General features: G+C 61.6%; 15 protein-coding genes. 10 read left to right on the top strand and 5 right to left on the bottom strand.

Features of this window, described 5'->3' with window-relative positions; genetic code table 11:
* Positions 1-37: 37 nt before the first annotated feature.
* Both menD and RWL87_RS07640 read left to right on the top strand, forming a co-directional pair.
* Positions 38-1864, top strand: coding sequence for a 2-succinyl-5-enolpyruvyl-6-hydroxy-3-cyclohexene-1-carboxylic-acid synthase (gene menD / locus RWL87_RS07645; RefSeq protein WP_313969460.1), 1827 nt, complete (start codon positions 38-40; stop codon positions 1862-1864).
* Between the two features lie 279 nt (positions 1865-2143).
* Positions 2144-3163, top strand: a complete 1020-nt coding sequence (locus RWL87_RS07640) for a glycosyltransferase (protein ID WP_313969459.1) — start codon at positions 2144-2146, stop codon at positions 3161-3163.
* A 119-nt stretch (positions 3164-3282) separates the two neighbouring features.
* On the opposite strand, the gene RWL87_RS07635 is transcribed toward RWL87_RS07640, so the two are convergent.
* On the bottom strand, positions 3283-4191 hold the full coding sequence (locus RWL87_RS07635) for an MBL fold metallo-hydrolase (protein ID WP_049341038.1): 909 nt from the start codon (positions 4189-4191) through the stop codon (positions 3283-3285).
* Between the two features lie 288 nt (positions 4192-4479).
* Here RWL87_RS07635 and gluQRS point away from each other — a divergent pair, with 288 nt between their 5' ends.
* The 6 genes from gluQRS (at position 4480) to RWL87_RS07605 (ending at position 11543) form a co-directional block, all read left to right on the top strand.
* Entirely contained in the window at positions 4480-5520 is a 1041-nt protein-coding gene (gene gluQRS / locus RWL87_RS07630) for a tRNA glutamyl-Q(34) synthetase GluQRS (RefSeq protein ID WP_313969458.1), read from the top strand.
* Between the two features lie 381 nt (positions 5521-5901).
* Complete coding sequence (putP, locus tag RWL87_RS07625) at positions 5902-7389, top strand: sodium/proline symporter PutP (RefSeq protein WP_313969457.1); 1488 nt, start codon at positions 5902-5904, stop codon at positions 7387-7389.
* A gap of 165 nt (positions 7390-7554) precedes the next feature.
* Entirely contained in the window at positions 7555-8508 is a 954-nt protein-coding gene (locus tag RWL87_RS07620; RefSeq protein ID WP_313969456.1) for a 1,4-dihydroxy-2-naphthoyl-CoA synthase, read from the top strand.
* Between the two features lie 165 nt (positions 8509-8673).
* Positions 8674-9999 (top strand): AMP-binding protein, encoded by a 1326-nt coding sequence (locus tag RWL87_RS07615; RefSeq protein ID WP_313969455.1) that lies wholly within the window; start codon positions 8674-8676, stop codon positions 9997-9999.
* A gap of 90 nt (positions 10000-10089) precedes the next feature.
* Positions 10090-11004, top strand: coding sequence for a 1,4-dihydroxy-2-naphthoate polyprenyltransferase (locus tag RWL87_RS07610; RefSeq protein WP_313969454.1), 915 nt, complete (start codon positions 10090-10092; stop codon positions 11002-11004).
* A gap of 128 nt (positions 11005-11132) precedes the next feature.
* Positions 11133-11543 carry a PLD nuclease N-terminal domain-containing protein gene (locus RWL87_RS07605; protein WP_313969453.1) on the top strand — a complete coding sequence of 137 codons (411 nt, stop codon included), beginning with the start codon at positions 11133-11135 and terminating at the stop codon, positions 11541-11543.
* Between the two features lie 124 nt (positions 11544-11667).
* On the opposite strand, the gene RWL87_RS07600 is transcribed toward RWL87_RS07605, so the two are convergent.
* The 4 genes from RWL87_RS07600 to RWL87_RS07585 all read right to left on the bottom strand — a co-directional run bounded on the left by RWL87_RS07600 (position 11668) and on the right by RWL87_RS07585 (position 16189).
* The gene (locus tag RWL87_RS07600; RefSeq protein ID WP_303987776.1) at positions 11668-12357 is read right to left on the bottom strand and encodes a histidine phosphatase family protein; all 690 of its coding nucleotides are present in this window, start codon (positions 12355-12357) and stop codon (positions 11668-11670) included.
* Positions 12358-12486: 129 nt separating this feature from the next.
* The gene (locus tag RWL87_RS07595) at positions 12487-12585 is read right to left on the bottom strand and encodes a 30S ribosomal protein bS22 (protein WP_005504750.1); all 99 of its coding nucleotides are present in this window, start codon (positions 12583-12585) and stop codon (positions 12487-12489) included.
* A 262-nt stretch (positions 12586-12847) separates the two neighbouring features.
* Entirely contained in the window at positions 12848-14920 is a 2073-nt protein-coding gene (locus tag RWL87_RS07590) for an FCD domain-containing protein (protein ID WP_313969452.1), read from the bottom strand.
* A 90-nt stretch (positions 14921-15010) separates the two neighbouring features.
* Positions 15011-16189, bottom strand: a complete 1179-nt coding sequence (locus RWL87_RS07585) for a metalloregulator ArsR/SmtB family transcription factor (RefSeq protein ID WP_313969451.1) — start codon at positions 16187-16189, stop codon at positions 15011-15013.
* Positions 16190-16623: 434 nt separating this feature from the next.
* Here RWL87_RS07585 and RWL87_RS07580 point away from each other — a divergent pair, with 434 nt between their 5' ends.
* Both RWL87_RS07580 and RWL87_RS07575 read left to right on the top strand, forming a co-directional pair.
* The gene (locus RWL87_RS07580) at positions 16624-18249 is read left to right on the top strand and encodes a potassium transporter TrkG (protein ID WP_313969450.1); all 1626 of its coding nucleotides are present in this window, start codon (positions 16624-16626) and stop codon (positions 18247-18249) included.
* Complete coding sequence (locus tag RWL87_RS07575; protein ID WP_005504725.1) at positions 18242-18904, top strand: TrkA family potassium uptake protein; 663 nt, start codon at positions 18242-18244, stop codon at positions 18902-18904. The genes RWL87_RS07580 and RWL87_RS07575 overlap by 8 nt, the downstream gene beginning before the upstream one ends.
* Positions 18905-18956: the final 52 nt, after the last annotated feature.

Here is an 18956-nt window from a genome sequence, read left to right as displayed (position 1 = left end):
AACTGAAGGAAAAAGCCCGCGGCATTAGAATGGTACGGTGACTGAAAACCGCTCAACCCCCGCCATGCTCACCGCAGTATCCGTGCTCGACTCGCTGATTCGTGCCGGTATGCGGCATGTTGTCGTGTCTCCGGGGTCCCGCAGTGCGCCTCTTGCCTACGCAATTGCCGCCGCCGCTGAAGCTGGCGCACTCATTGCGCACGTGCGCGTGGACGAGCGAAGTGCAGCCTTTACCGCCCTGGGCATTGCGAAGGCATCCGGTCAGCCGGTGGGCCTGGTGTGCACCTCCGGTACGGCGCTGGGCGAGTACATGCCAGCCGTCATGGAGGCGTACCACGCCGGCGTGCCTCTGGCGGTGCTGAGCGCTGACCGCCCGGAGCGTCTGCGCGGTAGCGGCGTTAATCAGACGACCCGCCAGGCGAGTTTCTTCCATCCTTTTGTGCGTGCTGAAGCCGATCTGACCTCCTACCCGGAGCAGGTTGAGGGCGAGCAGACTCAGGCTTTTGCGGCGTGCCTGAACGCGCTGACCGGTCGTAGCGCCGAGCATTGGCGCAAGCAGTCGGCTGAGCCGATTGGCCCGGTGCACCTGAATATTTGTTTTGATACGCCGCTGACCCCCTCTGGCCGTTTTGCGCAGATGCTGCCGCAGTGGGCGCAGAGCCTGCTGGAGGATTACGACCCGCAAGCTGAGGGCCGCGCCCGCGCCGCCCGTGCCGAGGGTTCGGGGCTCTCCAGTGCCGAGCAGCGTTGGCTCCTGGATTCCCTGGAGGCGCAGGCGGACCTGGCGGAGTTCACCCCGGCGCACCGCACCGTGGTGGTTGCCGCCGACGGTGCCGGCGAGTTCGCGGCTGAGTTCGCGCGCGTGCTGAACCTGCCGCTGTTCGCGGAGCCTTCCTCCGAGGCGCGCCACGGCGTGACCTCTATCCCCCACTATCCGCAGCTGCTCGGCGATGGTTCGTTCGCACCCGCCGCACAGATTGAGCGTGTAGTGCTCTTCGGACACCCGACGCTCTCACGCCCGATTACGGCGCTGCTCGAACGCACAGATATTCAGTGTGCGTTCTACGCGCCGCGCCGCGCCAGCTGGTACGAGCCGGGCGCTCGCTCCTTCGTGGAACTGTCTACCCCGCATGAGCTTGCCGAGTTTGCGTGCGCCTCCGCTGTTGCTGCTGAACCGGCTGACGAGCTGAGCTGGCTACAGCAGTGGGTTGAGCCCGCCCGCGAACTGCAGGATGAGTGCCTGCGCGCCATTGCCGCCTACGAGCACTCTGATTCTGCAGGTTCCGTAGACTACACCGATTACCGCAACCGCACCGCTGGCCGCTCCTACGCACGCCGTGTCTGGAAGGACGCGGTGGCTCAGCGTCGCCTCATGGTGCTGGGTTCCTCGAACCTGGTGCGCGACCTGGATGCGGCAGCCCCCGCCCTGGGTGAGCCCGCCCCCGCACGCGTGTTTGCGAACCGCGGTCTGGCGGGTATTGACGGCACGATTGCGACCGCTATTGGCGTGTCCCTGTCGGGCTACTACCCCGCCGGTGTGGATGAGAACTCCCGCCCGGTCGTTGGTGGTGCCGCTCTGCCGGTGACCCTGCTGTGCGGTGATCTGACCTTCCAGCACGATGTTTCGTCACTGAACCTGCCGAGCACGGAGCTTCTGCCCGAACTGCGCGTTGAGGTCTTCGACGATGCCGGCGGCGGTATTTTCACGACCCTTGAACACGGCGATATGGCTCGTCAGGCGCAGTTCAGTGCCGCCGTGGACCGTTTCTTCACGGTCGCCGCCGCACCGAACACTGACCTGGCACGCATGGCCGCCGGTTTCGGCACCGAGTCGGGTATTGAGGTGCGCATTCACACACCCTAAAGCCGTTTCTAAAGGCTGCAGGCTATGCCCCGCGCGCGGGGTTGACCGATATACTGAAAACTATCCGTGCCGTAGCCTTCCGTGGCTCTAAAAGTTAGCCGGTCGTAGCGGTTTCACTCGCCGTTACCTTCGCGTTTTCCTGCGCACCTGCTGACTCAAGGCACCCTATCTATCATTGATCAACATTCACGCTCTCACCGCTAACGCATACCGCGCTCGACCAGGGGTTTTACCCCGGTGAGTCCGGTGCATGCGGCGGGCGTAGCCGCAAGGATTCTCATGAGCTCACTCGATATTATTGTTGCCGTCCCCTCCGGAGCCGGTTGGGTTCCCGTCCACGCCATGGCGGAGCTTTTCGCCCGTTACACCGGAGGCACCGTCCACACCGTGGATGTGGGCGCATCCCTCAGCAAGGAAACCAAGCTTCTGGCACGCCTGCCCCGCATTAAGGGCGGCTCCAAGCGTTGCCTGGTCATTGCTTCTGATCCCGGTCAGCTGTACGCCATTTCACAGCGTTCCTTCGCGTTCCGCCGCTACGGTGCGATTTACGGCTGGGTGATTGATAGCTTCTGGGATGACCGTATTCCCGCTGTGGCGAAGTCCTCCACTTACGACCGCATTTTTGTTGCGGACGTTGACGATGTTCAGCCCTGGACTGCCGCGGGCGTGAAGGCCCCCGGCGTTCTGCCCTGGGGTGCGGATGTGTGGAGCAAGTTCAGCGACCGTCTGGCGGCGCTGGAGTCGAAGAGCACCGACCTGCTGCGTGTGGGTCGTCAGCCCGCCGCCTACGAGGATGACGAGGCGACCGCCGCCCTTGCCGGTGAGCTGGGTCTGAGCTTTGAGGGCCGTCCGCTCTTCGGCGCGAACGATCGCGAGTCGGCTCAGCACCTGCAGGATTCGCTGAACCGCGCGAAGTTCCTGCTGGCATTCTCCACCTCGGTGAGCCCGGCACCCTACACCCACCCGACCAAGGAGTACATTACCGGTCGTTGGACCGATGCGCTGGCTTCGGGTGTGACCGTGGTCGGCAAGGTTCCGAACACGACCACCGTACGCGAGATTCTCTGGGACGGCGCGACCATCGACATTGATCACGCGGATGCTCGTGCGGGCCTCGCGCAGGTTGCCGAGGCCGCCTCCCGCTGGACCCCGGCGCAGGGTGAGCAACAGATTCGTCAGGCTCTGCAGCACCTGGATTGGCGCCACCGTTTCGTTCAGCTGTGCGAGGCAATGGGCGAGGTTCCCGCCTCCCTGAAGGCTGATTGCGAGGCAATGCGCGCCCAGTACGTTCAGGGCTAAAAACGTCACCTCGCTGAAGGTAAACAGCTGAGGGCATATAAAAGGTGAGGGCTGGTTTCTATCACAGAAACCAGCCCTCACCTGTATTTATGCCCCATGAGGCATATTGCATACGGGGTTTAGTACGATGCCTGACCCAGAGTAATCGGACCCGTGAAACCACTGGTATCCGGGTGCTCCGAATCGAGGTACGCCGCCACCGGTGCGTTCTCCAGCTGAGCCAAACGATCCAGCAGGAAGCGAGTAGCACCCGGCGCATACGGCAGCTTATACATTGCTGCGGTAGTTGCTTCATCCTCACGGTCCAGAGTGGAGGAACGAATCGACTCAATAGCGGTCACCATGGTGTTACGTTCACGCTCCACGAAGGTGCGGTCCACCGGCTCACCGTTACCGGGCACAAACACACGGTAGCGATCAAATTCGAGCACCGCACCGAGAGTATCGATCCAACGGTCGGGGAAAGAATCCTCAAAGTAGGGGTCGGTACCCTCTTCAATCAGACCGCCCATGAAGAGCACATCTTCAATACCGACCAGAATGTCGCCGTCGGTGTGGCCGGGACCCATGTACATGAGGGTTGCGCTACGCTCACCCAGGTCAATGGGGGTAAAGGTAATGCCGTCACCGCTGTTGGCGACCAGGCGGTTGGGGACAATAATATCGGTGGCTGCACCCTGGTGGTGCGCCATTTCCGGTTCGAGCGTCTCGACGTAGGGACGCTGCGCCTCACCGTATTTACGAATAGCACGCGCGGCGCGAGGATGCGCCCAGAATTCTTCGGCACCCATTGCCGCGAAAACATCGTTACCGAAGAAACGCTCATAGTGTCCATGAGTGTTTACGACGGTGATAGGAAGGCGCGTGAGACGGCGAACCTCATCATAAATTTCGGTTGCCTGACGGGGACCTGCGCCGGTATCCACGACAAGTGCCCGTTCCAGTCCGAGGACCAGTCCGGTGTTCAGTCGGTAGTTATCGGTCGCAATACGGTACACGCCGTCTGCGAGTTCAATAGTACGAGCCATAAATACAACCCTACTGTAATTTTTGGTGCTTGCGGGGTTATTCCGCCTTCTGGGGAACATATTTTTGCACTATCGCACACGACTAAGGCAATAAAAGTGCATCATTCTGCACAATTCCACCTCTACGGACAACTGATACGTGATGCTTGACAACCTCCACAGATTGATTAGCCGGATAGCGTATTCTCCCGACTAATCCAGCGCCGGTTAGGAGCCAGTGAGCAGTCAGTGAGGAGCCCGTGGGAATCTGAGCAGGAACCAGAAATTCGCGCCCTATAGGATAGGAGTATGACTTCTTCCTCCAGCTCTTCTTCTAGCGTCTCAGCCGCTCATACTTCGGCACAGCCGTTCCCCAGCGGCACCGGACGCTACGCCCCCTCCCCTTCGGGTGATTTGCACCTGGGTAATTTGCGTACCGCTATTTTGGCGTGGGCTATGGCGCGCCGCGGCGGCAAGCCCTTCTACCTGCGCGTGGAGGATCTGGACCGTGTGCGCCCGGGCGCGGCGGAACGCCAGATTGCTGATTTGGCGGCCCTGGGCCTGGATTGGGATGCCAGCCCCGGCGCTTCAGCAGAGCGCATCAAGGGCGGCGAAGGCACCGAGAGCAAGGAAGCGGACGTGCTGTATCAGAGCACGCGCCTTGCCGCCTACGAGCAGGCGGTTCAGCACCTACGAGAGGCGGGCCTCGTGTACGAGTGTTACTGCACCCGCCGCGAAATTCAGGAGGCGTCAAGCGCCCCGCACGGTGCCCCGGGCGCATACCCGGGTACTTGCCGCGAGCTGACGAAGGAGCAGCGGGAGGAGCGCCGCGCCCAGCGTCCGCCGGCTCTGCGTCTGCGCGCCGAGTGCACAAGCTACACGGTGCAGGATGATTTTTACGGTACCTACACCGGTCTGGTGGATGATTTTGTGCTGGTGCGTAATGACGGCACCTACGCCTACAACCTGACCTCCGTGGTGGATGATGCGTTTGTGGGCGTTGAGCAGATTGTGCGCGGCGATGACCTGTTGCCTTCTGCGCCCCGCCAGTCGTATTTGGCGCGGCTTTTGGGTTTGGCGCAGCCGCGTTACGCGCATGTGCCGCTGGCGCTGAACGAGGAGGGTAAGCGTCTGGCGAAGCGTGACGGCGCGGTGACTCTGCCGCAGCTGCGTGAGGCGGGTGTTGAAATCCCCACGATTTTGGGGTGGATTGCCGCGTCTATTCCGGTGTATAACGCCGATGGCTCCACCCATTCGGCGGATGTTCCGGTGCCCAATGCGGCAGCGATTTTGGAGCGTTTTGACCCGGCTCGTATGGCTACTGAACCGTGGGTCGTGAGGGATCTCTAAGCCTCTGTGACATTGTCGTGTAACAGTTCAACACTCCGAACGGCTTTTAAATTTTTCGTTTAATTCGTTTCAGATGCATACGGCTCTGAACGTTTGCGTTGCTTTTCAGTAGCATCTCTTGCACCGAAGTGCCCGAAACCCTGAATTTCAGGGGTTTTTCGGGCACTTTTTCGCACATGCTCCCACAGCACCCCACGTGTACGACCATGGAATTTAAACAATAAATACATATTTATTCCATAGACTCAAACTCTTTAACGTCAAATAGACTTTATTTTCAGCCCTTCAGAGCCTAGACTGTATCCTATGCCACTCATAAAGTTATGGGGTAGCGTATAAATACACACAGGCGCACACTATCACCAGGAGAGAAGGAACATTATGGCCGCGAGTACATACCAGGTCATCGCGCTGGCGATTTATTTTGTTGCCATGATCGCAATCGGCCTATGGGCAAATAGCAAAAACAACAGCCTCGACGACTACGTGCTGGGCGGGCGACAGCTCTCCCCCACCGTCGCCGCCCTCTCAGCAGGCGCCTCCGATATGTCCGGTTGGCTCCTCATGGGTCTGCCCGGCGCCGTCTACCTCAGCGGCCTCTCCCAGGCGTGGCTCGCCGTCGGCCTGACCATCGGCGCATGGTGCAACTGGAAGTTCGTGGCACCGCGACTGCGTAGCTACACCGAAGTTGCCGGCGACGCAGTGACCGTCCCCGTCTTCCTGAGCAACCGCCTCAAGGACACCAAGCGCGTGCTGCGCATCGTCTCCGGTGTCGTGATTCTGGTGTTCTTCACCTTCTACGTCTCCTCCGGCATGGTGTCCGGCGGCCTGTTCTTCAAGTCCTCCTTCGGTCAGGAATACCACACCGGTATGCTCCTGCTGGCAGGCATCACCGTGTTCTACACGCTCTTCGGCGGCTTCATGGGCGCATCCTACACCGACATGGTTCAGGGTCTGCTCATGCTCGCAGCGCTGATTGCCGTTCCGGTCATCACCATCATTGACCTCGGCGGTGTAGGCCCCGTGGTTGAGTCCATCAGCCAGGTACGCCCCGACGCGCTGAGCATCTTCGCGGGCACCACCTTCGCCGGTATTGTTTCGTCCCTCGCATGGGGTCTGGGCTACTTCGGCCAGCCGCACATTATCGTGCGATTCATGGCAATGCGCACCCCCGCAGACGCTAAGTCCGGTCGCCGCATCGGTATCAGCTGGATGGTCCTGACCGTGTTCGGTGCACTGAGCGGCGCGTTCATGGGTATCGCATACTTTGCACGCCACCCCGAGGCGTCCCTCACCAACCCGGAAACCGCTGAGTCGGTCTTCCTGGACCTCGCACAGATTCTGTTCCACCCCTTCATCGCCGGTCTGATTCTGGCAGCGGTTTTGGCGGCAATTATGTCCACCCTCTCCTCGCAGCTGATCGTGTGCTCCTCCGCTCTGGTAGAGGACCTCTACGGCATCTTCTCCTCGAAGAAGCTCAGCGCTTCCAAGTCCCTGTGGCTCGGCCGTGCAGGCGTGGCAATCGTGGCGCTGGTCGCAGGTGCCCTGGCGTGGAACCCGAACAGCTCCATTCTGCAGCTGGTCGCATTCGCGTGGGCGGGCTTCGGTTCGGCATTCGGCCCGACCGTTCTGCTCTCCCTCTACTGGCGTAAGCTGACCACCCAGGGTGCACTCGCCTCCATGATTACCGGTGCCGTTGTGGCATTCGCGTGGGGTCAGAGCCCGCTGAAGTCCGTGCTCTACGAAATGGTTCCCGGCTTCGCTTCGGCGCTGCTGATCGCAATCATCGTCTCCCTGGTCACCTACAAGAAGAACCAGGCCATTGACGAAGAGTTCGACCGCGCGGTGGAGCTCGCAAAGGTCAAGTAACCTACACATAACGAAAGCAGGGTAAGGATTCTTGCCCAGCGTCTAAGGCCCGGGCCGCACACACGCGGTCCGGGTCTTCTTCTATGCTCGGCAAACCTGATTCGCTATGCCCGGCAACCCATGCCGCAGCCTCAGACAACGCCCGGGCAACGTAGAATAGGGTCTATGACTGCACAACTTCCCGAAAAGGTCTCGGACATCTTCAACCCCGCCGACTGGCGCGTCGTCGAAGGCTTCGAAGACTTCACCGACATCACCTACCACCGCCAGGTTGAGCGCGACGAAAACGGCGAAATCGTACGCGATCTGCCCACCGTGCGCATCGCATTCGACCGCCCCGAGGTGCGCAACGCATTCCGCCCGCACACCGTGGACGAACTCTACCGCGCCCTCGACCACGCCCGCATGACCTCCAACGTAGGCACCGTGCTGCTTACCGGCAACGGCCCCTCCGCCAAGGACGGCGGCTGGGCATTCTGCTCCGGCGGCGACCAGCGCATCCGCGGCCGCGACGGCTACCACTACGCCAGCGGCGAGACCGCCGAAAGCATCGACCCGGCACGCGCGGGTCGACTGCACATCCTGGAAGTGCAGCGCCTCATCCGCACCATGCCCAAGGTCGTTATCGCTCTCGTCTCCGGCTGGGCAGCCGGCGGCGGCCACTCCCTGCACGTGGTAGCCGACCTGACCATCGCCTCCGAAGAATACGGCAAGTTCAAGCAGACCGACGCAACCGTCGGCTCCTTCGACGCCGGCTACGGTTCGGCGCTGCTCGCCCGCCAGGTGGGCCAGAAGTTCGCCCGCGAAATCTTCTTCCTCGCCAAGGAGTACGACGCCCAGCGCATGTACGAAATGGGCGCGGTCAACGACGTGGTTCCCCACGCCGAGCTGGAGAACAAGGGCCTGGAGTACGCGGCGCACATCGCCCGCCAGTCCCCGCAGGCAATCCGTATGCTCAAGTACGCCTTCAACCTGCCCGACGACGGCATGCTCGGCCAGCAGGTCTTCGCCGGTGAGGCCACCCGCATGGCCTACATGACCGACGAGGCCGTGGAGGGCCGCGATGCGTTCCTGCAGAAGCGTGACCCCGACTGGTCCAACTACCCCTACTACTTCTAAGTAGTTTCAGATGCACAGGCTCGGAGCCGGATTCAACCCTGACACCCTCAGCTAAGAATCCGGCTCCAGCGCGTTGTTTGGCGCGTTGTTGCCGCCCCAGCGCATGACGCTTTCCTCTCCCACCCCCGATACACAGCCGCTACGAACAGCCGCTAAGGACTTTCCATGATTAACACCCCCGTACCCGGGCTCGTCCCCCTACCCGCACCCGGGGAGGACGCTCTGCACCCTCACGCGGTACGCTTGCGGGCCGATCGCCCCGCCGACCCACGGGCCCTCCTGGACTCCTTCGGGCGAATCTTCGCGGGGGACGATCAGGAATCCATCGCCCTGATCGTGGGCACCTCCGGCTCCACCGGAACCCCCAAACACACCGCGCTGAGCGCCCGAGCCCTGCGGGCGAGCGCGGAGGCGACCGAGAACTTCTTCAGCAGCGCGGGAGACGAAGCCTCCCAGTGGCTTCTGGCCCTACCCGCGCACTACGTTGCGGGCGCCCAGGTTCTGGCCCGCTCGGTGCTCGCCGGGACGGAGCCCGTCATCGCACGCTCCGTGACCGAGCCGGTGCACTTTAGCCCCGATGTATTCCTGCGGGCGGTCGAGCGGCTGAGCTCCACCCGTCGCTTTGTTTCGCTCGTGCCCACCCAGCTGCATAAGCTTCTCGAGACGGCACGGAACGAGCCGCGCACGGGCGAAGAAATCCACGCCGCGCTCCGTTCATTTACCGGGATTCTGCTCGGAGGCGCACCCGCCAGCGCCGACCTGCTCGCCGCCGCCGGCGAGCTGGGCCTCAACGTCGTGACCACCTACGGTAGCGCCGAGACCGCCGGCGGATGCGTCTACTCCGGCTCCGTGCTACCCGGCGTGCGGGTGGAGCTCGTGCCCGAAGAAGGCATGCCGAGCGTGCCGGATATCGAGGGGGAGCTGGCGTATGAAGAGCCTGCGCGGGTTGGTCGCATCTGGATCAGCGGCGCACACCTGGCGCAGGGTTACCTGGACGACCCCGGCCGCACCGCCGAGCATTTCTTCGCCGCCCCCGACGGCACCCGCTGGTACCGCACCGACGACTACGGCCTGCTGAGCGCTCACACTCCCGGCGAGCCGTGCCTGCTGCGTGTGCTGGGGCGTAGCGACGACATCATCATTACCGGCGGTGTCAAAATTTCGGCTCGCGCGGTAGCCGAGGTTCTCGAGAGCCACCCCGCCGTGCGCGAGGCCCACGTGTGCGGCCTGCCGGATGCGCGCTGGGGCTCCGCTGTGGCGGCTGCCCTCACGCTCGTACCCCCGGCCGAGGGCGCGGCTGGGGCTCCCGCCGAGAACGCGGAGCTGTGCGAGGCCCTGCGGGCCCTCTGCGTCGAACGCCTGGGCGTGGCGGCGGCACCCAAGCTGTTGAGCATCCTGCCCGACTTCCCGCTCACCAGCACCGGCAAGCCGGACCGCCGCGAAATATACAGTATCCTGGACAGGGACTATCGGGAGGCCCCGCGCGGCTAGTATTCGCGCCGCGGCTCTGCCTCACGGCACCGTCTCACGCCTCCCGCTGTCCCCCTCACCGCAAACGCATCAACCCTGGAAGGAATCCCCGTGGCCACTGCCGCTCAATGGATTGAAGGCGCGCGCCTGCGCACCCTGCCGCTTGCCGTCGCCCCCATTATTGCCGGCTCGGCTGCTGCCTACGAGATTGGCGAGTTCAAGCCGCTGTACGCCTTTCTGGCCTTCCTGGTCGCGTTTTTCCTGCAGGTGGGTGTGAACTACGCCAACGACTACTCCGACGGTATTAAGGGCACCGACGAAGACCGCGTGGGGCCCCTGCGCCTGGTCGGTTCGGGCGTGGCCAGCCCCCGTTCGGTCAAGTACGCCGCGTTTGCGTGCTTCGGCGCGGCAATGCTGGCGGGCCTGGTACTGGTGGCCCTGGCAAACCAGTGGTGGTTCCTGGCGATTGGCGCCTCGAGCGTCTTCGCGGCCTGGGGCTACACCGGCGGCAAGCACCCCTACGGCTACATGGGCCTGGGTGACGTGTTCGTCTTCGTCTACTTTGGTCTGGTCGCCACCCTGGGTACCCTCTACACGCAGGCCCACACCCTGACCCTGCTCGGCTGGGTGGGTGCTGTCGGCATTGGTCTGATTTCCTGCGCGCTTCTCATGGCGAATAACGTGCGTGACATCCCCACCGACATCGAGGCGGGCAAGCTCACCATGGCGGTGCGCCTGGGCGAACGCTGGTCGCGCATCACCTACATTGTGGAGATGGCGCTGGCACTGGGCCTGGGCGTACTCCTGCTCGATGAGAACCCCTGGTTCCTGCTGATCTTCCTGCTGGTCGGCCCGACCATCCACTCCTGCGTGACCGTGTGGACGCGCGGCGGCCGCGACCTAATCCCCGTGCTCAAACAGGCGGGTATTGTGGCGCTCGCGTACTCGGTGATTCTTGCCCTCGCCGTGTGGCTGGGTTCGCTGGATATTATTAGCCACGAAGTTCAGGTATTCACCGGCTACTAAGCCGATGTACGAATCTGCGCCAGTTCTGCGCAAGTTCGCATCGAGCTCTTTCGCTGCGCCGTTAAGCCGCTAGCGGGTACCCGGTTCATAGTTCCGCGATAACGCGGCGGTATGTCATAGTAGTGCTTATGATTCGAGCCATGCTGATTATTGGCGGCGCCGCCCTCATCGTGGGGCTGACCCTCTACACCCTCTTGGACGCCGTCCGCACCCCCGCACACGAGGCGCGAACCCTGCCCAAGTGGCTGTGGGTTCTCGTCACCCTGCTCTTCCCCGTGGTAGGCCCCATCATGTGGCTCATCCTGGGCCGCCCCAAGGCGCAGCCCGTAGCAGGCACTCGCCCCGGATTCGGTCAGCGACGCAGCGCCCCCGCCCCCTCGGTCTCTTCCCCCGATGACGATGAAGAGTACCTGCGCTGGCTCAAAGCAAAAGCAGAACGCGAACGCCGCAGCCGCGAGGCAGAATCAAACAACAAGCAAGACCCCGAGCACAAGAACCCCGAGGATGGCACTCCTGGCCAAAGCAACGGGCAGAACTAGTCAGGGTGGCTAGGCTCGCGCACCTAAGATTTACAGCAAGAGGCTGTGGGCACATCCGCGACGGATGGGCTCACAGCCTCTTACTATGCTCAAAAACAGCTTCAGGAACTAGCTACCGGATGTTTTAGCTACCGGGTAGCTGAATCACGCCACCGTACAGCGGCGCAGCGGGCTCCGAATACTCCACAAAATGCGGCATCTCATGCTCAAAATCAGTGGTGCTAAACGCCAAGGTCGTAATCGACGCCAGGTTGCACTCACGGGCGCGCGGGTCATGCTGCAGCATGCGGCCCTCAACGCCCAGGCGAGTAATCCAAATCGGCAGCTGGTGCGAGACGATGATTGCCTCCGCACCCTCGCCGCCGCGCTCGTAGGCGGTACGCGCCGCATCCTGAACAGCCGCCGCCATACGGCGAACCTGATCCAGGTACGACTCACCCCAGGAGGGGCGCGCCGGGTTGTACAGCTTCGTCCAGTGACGCGGGTTCTGCAACAGCTCCTGCGCGTTCACGTGCAGACCCTCAAAGTAGTTATCCGCCTCGATGACGCGCTCATCCGGCTGCGCAGTCAGACCCAGCAGCTCCTCAACCGGGGCGGCAGACTCGCGGGTGCGCTGCAGCGGCGAGCAGACCAGGTGCACGAAGCGGGAGCCGCGCTCAGCACGAGCGGCGAACTCCTCGGCGCTCAGGCGCACCATCTGCTGGCCCTTATCCGACAGGCGGTAACCGGGCAGACGGCCGTACACGATACGCTCGGGGTTGTGCACCTCGCCGTGACGCATCAGGTGAACTTTAATGGTGGAAGTTTCAGTCATAATCCCAGTCTCTCAGATAGCGCGCCGCACCCCAAACAGGCAACCCGCACAAGCTCTATAGAAACGTAGGGCAGCAGGTACGCAAAAACCCCGCCTCTCCAAACGGAGGGCGGGGCGAAAGAAGTCTATTTACTTCTTGTTGCGGCGCTGGTGGCGGGTCTTACGAAGCAGCTTGCGGTGCTTCTTCTTGGACATACGCTTGCGGCGCTTCTTGATAACGGAACCCATAGGATTTCCTCACTTTACTCGTACCCGGCCGAGCCATTCGACTCGGTAGCTACCCGGGGATATTTATACCGGTATAACCGCTCCAAAACGCATTTTAGGCACAGAAATACCCTTGCGTTTTAGAGCGCTACCTACCTAGAGTACTAGGTTTACCCCCATTTTCACCATTCGAGAGCGGCTTTTCAGGAGTTTTTCCCTGAAATTCCGCTTTTCCCGCGGTATATCCGGGGTATATCGGGGCGAAAATGGGGATTCGGTAACCCTAGCGGCGCTTCTTCTTCGACTTCTTCGAGCCCTTACCGCGGCCATGAGACAGCACCGAACCGGAAGAAGCTACAGCACCCTCAGCAGTGTTCTCATCAACCTCGGAGGCAACCTCTGCCGATTCCTCAGCCGATTCCTGCGCGGGCTCAGAAGACTCAGCGGGTTCTTCAACCGGCTCTTCTACAGAGACCTCTTCAGCGGTGCTCTCCTCAGCCGCCGCGTGCAGCGCCTTCAGACGCTCAGCACGCTCAGCCTCGGCACGAGCCAGCGCCTTCTCGTCAAGGACGGGCTGAGGGTCAGACTGGGACTCAGGCTTCGGTTCATCCTTCACAGTCTGCTCCTTCACAGTCTGGTCCTTCTCAGCGCTCTCCTGGGCATCATCGTGCTCAGGCTCGTACACGTCCACGCCGAAGAAACGCTTCATCTTCGAGAAGATGCCGCGGCGTTCCTGCACCGGCTCCTCATGAGGAAGCTTCTCGTAAGTGTCGTGGATGGTCGCAGCCGCCTCAAGACGGGTAGGCTCAGGTGCCTGAGTAGCGGGCTCCTCCTGGCGCGCCGGAGCGCGCAGAACCTTCTCAGAAGACGCAGACTCAGCAGGCGCAGAGGTAGCCGCAACAGCCGCAGGACGCGCGGTACGGGCAGGCGCAGTCAGCACCTTGCTACGATCCACCGGCTTAATGATGGTCGCGCGCACCGGAGAAACGATCTGACCGCTACGGCGACGCGGAGCCGCCGTGGAGGCGCGCAGAACCTTCGCGGGGCCCTCAGCCTCTTCCTGCGCGTACGCGGCAGGGAGGCTCGGCAGCTGACCGCTGGGAGTCTGCGAGCTGAAAGTCTGCGAGGCGGGAGCCTGAGCGCCAGATGCCGGAGCCGCAGAAGCAACCGGGGCAGCCTGAGCAGACAGGTTGAAGCCGCGCGGGGTGCCGAAGCTCAGCGGAACATCCGCGCTCACCGAATGAGCGGCAGGCTGAGCGGGAGCTACGGAAGCCACAGCAGGCGCGGTCTGAGAGGGTGCGGGAACGGCATGTCCTGCCTTGTCAGAAACATCAGAAGCGGAAGGAGCCTCAGCAGGCTCATCAGCCGAAACACGCTCAGCGGGTACCTCAGAAACGGTCTCCTCAATGTAGACGATATCGCCCTCAGGTACCGTGTACTCCACGGCAGAAGACTGCGCAGAAGCCTGAACAGGCTCAGCAGCAGGCTCCACAGAAGCAGGTGCAGCAACAGGTGCATCCGCGGCGGGCAAAGCCTCCGCATCAGCGAAAGAGGGGTCATCCTGCAACAGGTCGTCAAAGTCATCTGCGGCAAACTCATCCACATCCACCGGAGCAAACTCAGACGCAATCGGCTCACCCGGCAGACCATTCGCCGAGGTCGCCTCCTGCTCCAGGTCAATGCCGGCATCGGCATACATGCCGCGCAACTGACCAATCACCATGGCGCGAGCAGTCGCAGCGTCACCAGCTTTCAAAGCCTCCGCAATAGCGCGGCTCTCAGCACGCAGACGCTCCACAGCGCTACTCCACAGCGGCATACGACCCACCAGCGACAGCATCGACTCAAAGCTCGGCTGACGCACCGACGCGAGCAGACCCACCAGCAGCTCATTGCCGGCGCAACGCATCACCTGGTGGTGGAAGGTCAGCAGAAGCTCCAAGAAGTCACGAATCGACAGGTCGAAGTCTTCCATCTGCGCCAGGACCTCGTCCATCTCCGCGAAAGATGCCGTCTTCGGGTCAATACGCGCAATCGCCCAGCTCTCCAGCAGAATACGGGTCTGCACCAGGTCACGAGTCGGGTAACGCGAACTGGACATGTGCAGGCGCAGAGCGGCACTCGCGGCGGCGGCAGGCTCATCGCTCAGGTGCACCAGCATTTCCTTGCCGCGGCCGTTGTACAGCTGCACCAGATCCATATCTTCCAGGGTGCGCAGAGCCTCGCGGGTGCGGGAACGACCCACACCAATAGCGCGCGCAATCTCGCTATCGCTAGGCAGGTCCTGACCCAGCTGAATATTGCCCTCGAACAGTTCGTTCTCGAGCCAGCGCAGAATTTTACGATGAATAGCCACGTGAATGCGTCTTTCGGTTAGATAAAGGTGAGTGAGAGTGTGTGTGCTTTATCGATGGGTTATGCCGGAGGTTGCGGCTCAGGGCGCGCCTTAGCGGCGGCGACCACGCAGGAAGCCGAAGAGACCACCGCGGTGGGTGTCCTTCGCCTCAGCGTTGGTCGTCTCAACGCTGGGGCGGTACACCGAATCGTAGGCGGGCATGGTCTGGTACTCGGTCTCCTCAGAGGAAGTATCAGACTTGCTTTCGGCCTTGTCAGATTCTTCTTCAGCAACCTTCTCAGGTGCAGATTCTTCAGCTGCAGGCTTCTCGGTAGCTACGCTTTCTTCAACCGAGGTCTTCTCCTCAGCCTTTTCCGCGGGCTTTTCTTCAGGCTTTTCTTCGACCGCCTTCTCAGCCACCGCGGGCTCCTCGGCAGCAGGAGCTTCGGGGGTCACAGCGATAGGTTGGATCGAACCGCCCACAACCGCAGCCGGGTCAATACCGTAAGACACAGCGGCAGGCTGAGCGGGGGTTGCGGATGCCGCGGGGGTAGCCCCCACGTCGTAGCCATAGGATGCGGGAGTAAAGGGGCGCATCGGGGTACGCTCCACAACCTCTTCGGTTGCAGCGGGTGCGACGGGTTCAGCCTTCTCAGCGGATGCAGAAGTAGCCGCCTCGGAGGTGGCAGTTTCAGAAGCATGCTCCGCCGGACGCGAGTAGATGCGTGCGCTCGGGGTCAGGTACTGGGCGCGGGCACGCTGAATACGCGCCTGCTCAATTTCCTCAGCGGAAGGAGCCTCAACCGCGAGGGATTCAGATGCCTCAGCGGAGGAAGCTTCCGGAGCCTTCTTCCCTGCCTCAGTAACGGGCTTCTCGGCAGTGTCAGCGGGCTTGCCAGCCGAAACGGGGGTAGCCTCAGCCGCCTTCTCGGGAGCCTTCTCAGCGGCCTTTTCCTCAGCCTTATTCTCAGCAGGTGCGGTAGCACCACCGGGCAGTGCCACGGGCACATGCGCCTCGCTGGACTGGCGTGCAATCTGAACGGTCTCGTTAATCCACTCGGTGACGGTGGCGAATACATCCGGGTTCAGGGAGTAGAGGCGACGCTGCCCCTCCACGGTCACAGAGACCACATCTGCTTCGCGAAGAACTTTCAGATGCTTCGAAATGGTCGGCTGGCTCATGCCCAGCTTTTCGACCACAGCACCCACCGTGTGGGTTTGCTCAGCGAGAATACGCACAATTCGGCGGCGAGTCGGATCCGCGATGACAGAAAAAACATCAGAATGCATATAGCGATTATGACATATAAAGAGGCGCCTCAAGCTTAGAATGAGGCTGATACAGAAATTACCTTCAAAAATTCTGAAAGACTCCTGAACGCTAGCTCAAAATGAAGCATTGAAGGGGATAAAAGCATGAAGTGTCCATCACATTAGACGGTATATAGCTGTATCACACGATGAGCATACGCCAGCTTTTCAACCCGCCACCGAATATATACCATAAAGAGAATATATGCTTTTCTGTGGCTCACACGAAAAACCGCCCACGCGTCCTTACCCAGCTCACACATTGAGCGTCCAGCGATCAACACCCTACCCCCTCTCAAGGCACCCGGCGCGATACACTAGAAGGCGTTAAAACAGGCAAAAACCGCCGCACACAAACCACCATTCCTCGGGCACCCCACGCCCAACACCCAGGCACAACATGAAGGAGGCGCATGGGACGCATAATCCGCCGCACCCGGCGCCGACATCACCACCCCCACGGGCAGCTCAACCGCCGCTGGGACACCCTCAGCGGCACCACCTCCATGCCGCAGAAGCAGCAGGTCCGCCGTAGCCGACGCGACCGCCTCGAAGCAGAGAACCTGAGCATCCTCACGAGTGTGCCCGGCATTGATCTTGACCGCCTGCCTGCCCTGCGCGACCACGCCAGCGAGGACTCCGAGGCTCAGCGCAAGCGTGCACCCATTGGCTTCAACCTGCAGACCCTAGAACGGTTCCGTGACTTCATTGACGTGACCGTGCTTGCGTCCCCTTCGCGTACTGCAATCACGGCATTCTTCCTGGTCATTATCTTCTTCACGCTTACGCTGCTACTGCCCATCTCTTCTAACGATGGGCAGCCCGCGCCCTTCCACCACGCGTTCTTTACCTCTACGAGTGCGGTGACCGTGACCGGCCTGACTACCGTCTCCACCGCCGAGCAGTGGTCCACCTTCGGTCAGGCAATGATTCTTGTGGCTTGTCAGGTCGGTGGTTTGGGTACTCTGACCATTACCTCCCTGCTGGCGCTGGCTATCGGCCGTAAGATGGGTCTGCGCACCAAGCTCATCGCACAGGAAGACCTGAACATCAGCCGTCTTGGCGAGGTCGGTGGCATCATCAAGAGCGTCTCCTATGCTTCATTCTCCATCGAGGCAATCATTGCGCTTGTGCTGATTCCTCGTTTCCTGACCCTCGGCGAAGACCCATTCCAAGCCATCTGGCACAGCATTTTCTACTCCATCTCAGCCTTCAACAATGCAGGCTTCACCCCGCATTCCGACGGCATCGTGCCCTACGGCCATGATCTCTTCCTGCTCGTGCCCATCTGCATTGCCGTGTTCTTGGGCTCGCTCGGTTTCCCTGTTTTCATTGCGATTCAGCATCATCCTTTCCGCCCCCGCCACTGGTCGCTCACCGCGAAGCTGACCACCGTGACGACCCTGTTTTTCTTTGCTTTTGGCGCGTTCTTCTGGGGTCTCTTCGAGTGGAACAACCCCGCCACCATCGGTGATTACTCCGCAGGTGACAAGGTTCTGAACGCTATTTTTGCGTCCGTCATGATGCGTTCGGGCGGCTTCAACCTGGTCGACATGAGCAGCATTACCCCCGTCTCCACGCTACTGACGGACATGCTCATGTTCATTGGCGGCGGCTCCGGCTCGACCGCGGGTGGCGTGAAGGTCACGACCATCGCCGTGATTGCTCTGTCCATTCTTGCTGAGGCGCGAGGCGATCAGAAGGTCGTCGCGTTCAACCGCACCATCCCCGAATCCTCTCTGCGCATTGCTATCTCTGTGATTGTTATGGGTGCTACCGTGGTAGGTGTTGGTGCCGCGTCGATTCTCATCATTAGCGGCGCGGACCTCAAAGAAGTGATTTTCGAGGTCATCTCCGCCTTCGCGACCTGCGGCCTCTCGAATGGTCTCTCCGCAAGCCTGCCACCGGCGGGTATCTACGTGCTCAGCGGCCTGATGCTCATTGGCCGTGTGGGCACCACAACCGCCGCAACCGGCCTGGCGCTGCGTTCACGCCGCCGCCTCTACAAGTTCCCCGAAGAAAGGCCCACCATTGGCTAGTGCACATAACGCCCCCGTCCTCGTGATTGGTTTGGGCCGCTTCGGCTCCGCGGTGGCAGCCCAGCTGCGCCTGCAGAATAAGGAGGTTCTCGCCATTGAGAAGGACCCCGAGCTGGTGCAGAAGTGGTCCGGCGTGCTGACCCACGTGGTCTCTGCGGATGCGACCGATATCGACACCCTACACCAGTTGGGTGCGGACGATTTCGGGTCCGCTGTGGTGGGTGTGGGCACCTCCGTTGAGGCGTCCGTGCTGATTACCGCGAACCTCGTAGACATTGGTGTGGAACGTATTTGGGCGAAGGCCATCACCCCCGCGCACGGCAAGATTCTGGAGCGTATTGGCGCGCACCACGTGGTCTACCCGGAGGCGGACGCCGGCCGCCGCGCCGCGCACCTGGTCTCGGGTCGACTGCTGGATTACATTGAGTTTGATGACGACTTCGCGATTGCGAAGATGCGCCCGCCGAAGGAAACCCACGGTTTCACCCTGGCGGAGTCGGATATCCGCTCTAAGTACGGCGTGTCCGTGGTCGGTATTAAGTCTCCCGGCGAGGACTTCACCTACGCGGACGCGACCACCCGCATTCACTCGCGCGACATTCTGATTGTGTCCGGTCAGGTGGACCTGATTGAGCGTTTTGCGGCGCGCCCCTAAGAGTATTTTTCCTCGCTGCCTTGAGGAGCCCGCGATTGAGCAGCCCGCAAAT

Source organism: uncultured Rothia sp. (assembly GCF_963555405.1).
GTDB lineage: Bacteria > Actinomycetota > Actinomycetes > Actinomycetales > Micrococcaceae > Rothia.
Note: the sequence above shows the minus strand (reverse complement) of the source record. Positions and strands in the feature narration are given on the sequence as shown.